The organism is Clostridium sp., from assembly GCF_040797585.1.
In the GTDB taxonomy this organism is placed as follows: domain Bacteria; phylum Bacillota; class Clostridia; order Clostridiales; family Clostridiaceae; genus Clostridium_Z.
Genome location: NZ_JBFNEO010000226.1, coordinates 1 through 4,336, shown reverse-complemented (window position 1 = coordinate 4,336; position 4,336 = coordinate 1). Strand labels below are relative to the sequence as shown.

Sequence of the window (4,336 nt, the reverse complement as noted above, 5' to 3'; positions counted from 1 at the left end):
ACCCTATATCTCACAACTATTTTTAAAATAAAAAAAGGATGATTTTAAATATTTAAAATCATCCTCTTTAAGCTTAAAAGCTATATTATCTATTTACTAAAAAATATATTCTTAATTATTAAGAGTATATCCTTAGCTGTATTAAAATACTCTCCTATGTTATCCTTTGCTACTACTACATCTGCTGTTGTCTCCACTGCTACATCACTTATATCCTTTATGTTATCAGTGGTGTGTTTAACATCCTTTGCAATTTTTGGAAGAGTATCTAAGGTATCGTTTATATTTCTTTCATTGGTTTCTATAACCTTATTAATATTTCCTATAAATTTTATAAGTTTATAACACAATATAGAAATCATTATTAAAGCTATAGCCCCTAGTAACCCTAAAATAAAATATCCTAGGTCTGAAAGGCTTATCATCATTTCTTTCTCACTCCAGACTTATAAAAACTGCTTGTCCTATTTTTACTCATTATCCTTTACTTTTTCAAGAACTTCTTCTGCCTCATTAGTAGTTTCTACTTCCTCACATACTTCTGAAGTTCCCTCTTTTTTCTTATTTAAGTAATCAGATATTTTGCATTTAGCTTCTTTAGTCTTAGAGGTTACAACTTCTTTTGCATCCTTTGCCTTAACTTTTACATTTTCATTAAGATCTTTTGCAGAGTTTACTATTTCCTCTCTTGTATCCTTACCTGACTTTGGTGCAAGTAATACTCCTGCTAAAGCACCTAATGCTGCCCCTGCCGCTAATCCCTTAGCTGAATTTATTCTATTTCTTTTTGCTTGCTCTCTTTTCTTCTTTTCCATCAACTTCTTTAACATGATAATTATCTCTCCTTTTCCATTTGTTATACTCACTAGTATAACATAAACAATAATGATTTTCCATTAATTATTAATTTTTTTGTTATATTTAGTATGATTTATTAGTTTATTCTGTTAATTATGTAGATACATATTTATACTTCCTTTAAAATCTACATTTTTATTCTTTCTCTAATTATTAATCTTGTCTGTTTTTCTAGTAATAGTATAACTCACTGAAAATATATATTAAACTTTTGTATTCTATTAATAACTCTTGATCAAATATTTAAGAATATTTAAGAATTTATATATAGAAGGACATCCTTAGGTATGTTAAAATATATATGTGGTTTTCAATACCACCACTAGTGAATGAATTAAAAAATATTACATATCAGCTTTTAAATAGAAGCTTTAATAAGAGCTGATTAAATACTATATTTTTTGGAAAGGATGAACCATGAATATAGCGTTTTTCTTAACACCTAAAAGTGAAGTAATTTATGAAAATATTGAATCTACGATGAGACAAGTTATGGAGAGAATGGAATATCACGGCTATACAGCTATCCCTTTAATTAATAATGCAGGTAAATATATAGGTACTTTAACAGAAGGGGATTTACTTTGGAAGCTTAAAAATACTCCAGATCTTAACTTTAAAAACACTAATAAGGTTATGGTAGAAGATATACAAAGGAAGAGAAAACATAAGGCAGTAACTATAAACTCAGATATAGAGGGACTTATCTCTCTTGCTGTTAACCAAAATTTTGTTCCTGTTATAGATGATAACGGTACCTTCATTGGAATAATTAAAAGAAGTGACATTATAAATTACTGCTATAACACTATGAAAGACTCTGCCACAAGAAAAATTATATAGAAATCAAAAGGGTGCTATAAATTAGCACCCTTATTTAAAATTCTTTTCTTTTTTCTTATCATTTTTAATTACAGATATTAAAGCCGCTGCTGCTACCAAAGTTAAAGCTAATTTAGATTTCTTTTTCATATTCTTCTCCTTTCCTTATATTAAGTCTACTCTATAAGATTAAGTCTTAATTTCACTTTTGATAAAACATATAACATATAAATTTTCCTAACTCGTTCTACCCAGTTTATAGCTATAATCTAGATACTCTGCTTCACTTATTATCATCTTATTATTTTTATAAACCTTATTTCCACTTAAGGTCTTCTTAACTATTACCTCATTTAATATGTTTGCATTACATTTATTACAGTGAGATAAGGTTACAAATCTCCAGTTAAATACCTTCACCGGTGACTCCATATTAAGTGTAATTTTACATTTAGGACATATAAATTCTACCTTATCTTCTTCAAAGTCCTTATCTTCAAGACCTTTTACCATTATAGCTGGCATATTTAATATGTCTTCTATTACATAACCCTTTACCACTCTAAAGTTATACATTCTCTTAAATACTTCTAAGGTATATAAGGCATCATTTAAAGCATCATGAAGCCTACCTTCATTCTTTCTTATATCTAGCTTTTCTATAGCTCTTTTAAGGCTCAATGATTGTTTTTCTCCCATAACTTTAGTGCAATATTCTTGTATATCTATATATTTCTTTATCCAATCTACATTATTTACATTATGATAGAAGGAATTTCTTATTATTTCAGCCACGTCATCTTTTGCCCAAGAGCATATAATATCATCCTCTTTAGCAAACTCCTCAAGGATCTTTATGGCCTCTTTAAAAGGTAGTCCTTCATTTAAATTTTTTTCTTCTATTCCTGTAATTTCTTTTATCTTAGGATTAAGCACTGGAAATATGTAGGGTTTCACATAAATCTTAAGTGTATCTATCTGGTTTAAATATTTATCTACCCTTACCGCTCCTATTTCTATAATCTCATTGGGACAATCCATTTCTTTAAACTGTGGATATGTACTATAAAAATCTGAATAATACTTTGTTATGTCACTTAAGTTATTAAATTCTAGGTCTAGTATAACATATCCCATAACACCCCTCCTTAAAAATTTATTAAATACTTTTCGTAGATTTTCTAACTATTCGCATAATAAATATTATACATTATTTTTCCTAAGATTAACAATGTGCTTTATGTTATAATCTTCATCATGGGGGTGATACTTTGAGAAAAAAACTTTTACTAATTACTATTCCTTTAATTGTAGCAGTTTCTATGTATTTTCTATATCCGCTTTTAAAGCCTATAGATATACAGAAATATTTGATCTATAAAAATCAGTCCTCAGAATCAAATGCCTTAGAAAATTTTATAGTAAATAATCTAACTAATGAGGATGGAGGAATATTAACCAATTACTTAGATGCTTCCTCGGAAGATGAAATTACCAAGGGACATGCTGTCCTTTCAGAATCCCAAGGACTTATGATGGTCTATTCTTCTTATATTAAGAATGAAGAAATGTTTAATACCTATTATAAATATGTTAAAGATAATATGTATCTATCTAATGGTCTTATAAGCTGGAGGGTTTCTAAGGATAAAGAAAAAAGTGATACCACAGCCTTTATAGATGATATAAGGATAGCTAAAGCTTTAGCTCTAGGGTATAAAACTTTTGATAAATATTCCTATAGACTTAAAGCTCATAGTTTATCTAAAAGTCTTCTAGAAAATAGCATAAGCAATGATTTGCCTATAGACTTTATAGATAAATGGGGTGCTTCATCTATATTTACCCTATGCTATGGGGACCTTGAGGGTATGAATATTTTATCTTCCTTTCATCCAGAATGGAAAACTATAAAGGATAAAAGTAAAGAAGTTATGCTGGGTGGATTAATTGGAAATACTCCCTTCTTCAAAAAATCTTATGATGTATCCAAGGGTGAATACTCTAAGGAAGAGAATACTGAGCTTTTATATAGCCTTATGGTATGGGAATCTCTACTCTCTGATGGGGAAGATATATATCCTATTATAAACTTTATGGAAAAAGAGATGAATACTAATGGATATTTAGTTACAGAGTATTCAAAAGACCTTACTCCATTAACAAATATAGAGTCAGCCTCAATATATGCTGTTGCCTTAAGACTTAGTGACTCTTTCAATAATGAAGAACTTTCTCAGAAATTAGAAAATAAGCTTCTTAGTTTCATGGTTAAGGATGGAGAATTTAAAGGTGGTCTTGGTTATGAAAAGAACAAAGAGTTTTACTCTTTTGATAATATAGAAGGACTTCTTTCATTACTTAATAACTAGTTGTTAAGTGAAACTATGTAAGTAAAATTTATATTATATAGATGTACTACATCATATCTTAAGCTAAACTTCAAGTTAACTATGATTTACACCATATTCAAGGATTAAGTTTAGATATGGTACATCTATATAGGATTCCTAGGTCATCACTTAACTTATACATCCATTAAAATTCTGATTTATTAATGAATAAATCACAGGTATAGATTAACTTTTAAGATAGGAACCATATATAGGGTTCCTATCTTAGAACTTAATTTATACTGAATAATTAAAACTATTCT

The 4,336-nt window shown here is 28.4% G+C and carries 5 protein-coding genes; 2 read left to right on the top strand and 3 right to left on the bottom strand.

Translation table 11 applies throughout. The features are described from left to right. Window positions 1-89: 89 nt before the first annotated feature. Window positions 90-428 carry a hypothetical protein gene (locus tag AB2369_RS11800; RefSeq protein WP_367666676.1) on the bottom strand — a complete coding sequence of 113 codons (339 nt, stop codon included), beginning with the start codon at window positions 426-428 and terminating at the stop codon, window positions 90-92. Between the two features lie 42 nt (window positions 429-470). Further along, on the bottom strand, window positions 471-830 hold the full coding sequence (locus tag AB2369_RS11795) for a YtxH domain-containing protein (RefSeq protein WP_367666675.1): 360 nt from the start codon (window positions 828-830) through the stop codon (window positions 471-473). A 445-nt stretch (window positions 831-1,275) separates the two neighbouring features. Here AB2369_RS11795 and AB2369_RS11790 point away from each other — a divergent pair, with 445 nt between their 5' ends. Next, on the top strand, window positions 1,276-1,701 hold the full coding sequence (locus tag AB2369_RS11790) for a CBS domain-containing protein (RefSeq protein WP_367666674.1): 426 nt from the start codon (window positions 1,276-1,278) through the stop codon (window positions 1,699-1,701). A gap of 216 nt (window positions 1,702-1,917) precedes the next feature. On the opposite strand, the gene AB2369_RS11785 is transcribed toward AB2369_RS11790, so the two are convergent. Next, window positions 1,918-2,817 carry an exonuclease domain-containing protein gene (locus AB2369_RS11785; protein WP_367666673.1) on the bottom strand — a complete coding sequence of 300 codons (900 nt, stop codon included), beginning with the start codon at window positions 2,815-2,817 and terminating at the stop codon, window positions 1,918-1,920. Window positions 2,818-2,951: 134 nt separating this feature from the next. On the opposite strand from AB2369_RS11785, the gene AB2369_RS11780 reads away from it, so the two are divergent. Continuing rightward, window positions 2,952-4,052, top strand: coding sequence for a glycosyl hydrolase family 8 (locus AB2369_RS11780; protein ID WP_367666672.1), 1,101 nt, complete (start codon window positions 2,952-2,954; stop codon window positions 4,050-4,052). Window positions 4,053-4,336: the final 284 nt, after the last annotated feature.

What these genes read in the sequence shown, in the direction of transcription:
- AB2369_RS11800 (WP_367666676.1), bottom strand. Translation starts at nt 428, where the DNA reads ATGATGATAAGCCTTTCAGACCTAGGATATTTTATTTTAGGGTTACTA.
- AB2369_RS11795 (WP_367666675.1), bottom strand. Translation starts at nt 830, where the DNA reads ATGTTAAAGAAGTTGATGGAAAAGAAGAAAAGAGAGCAAGCAAAAAGA.
- AB2369_RS11790 (WP_367666674.1), top strand. Translation starts at nt 1,276, where the DNA reads ATGAATATAGCGTTTTTCTTAACACCTAAAAGTGAAGTAATTTATGAA.
- AB2369_RS11785 (WP_367666673.1), bottom strand. Translation starts at nt 2,817, where the DNA reads ATGGGATATGTTATACTAGACCTAGAATTTAATAACTTAAGTGACATA.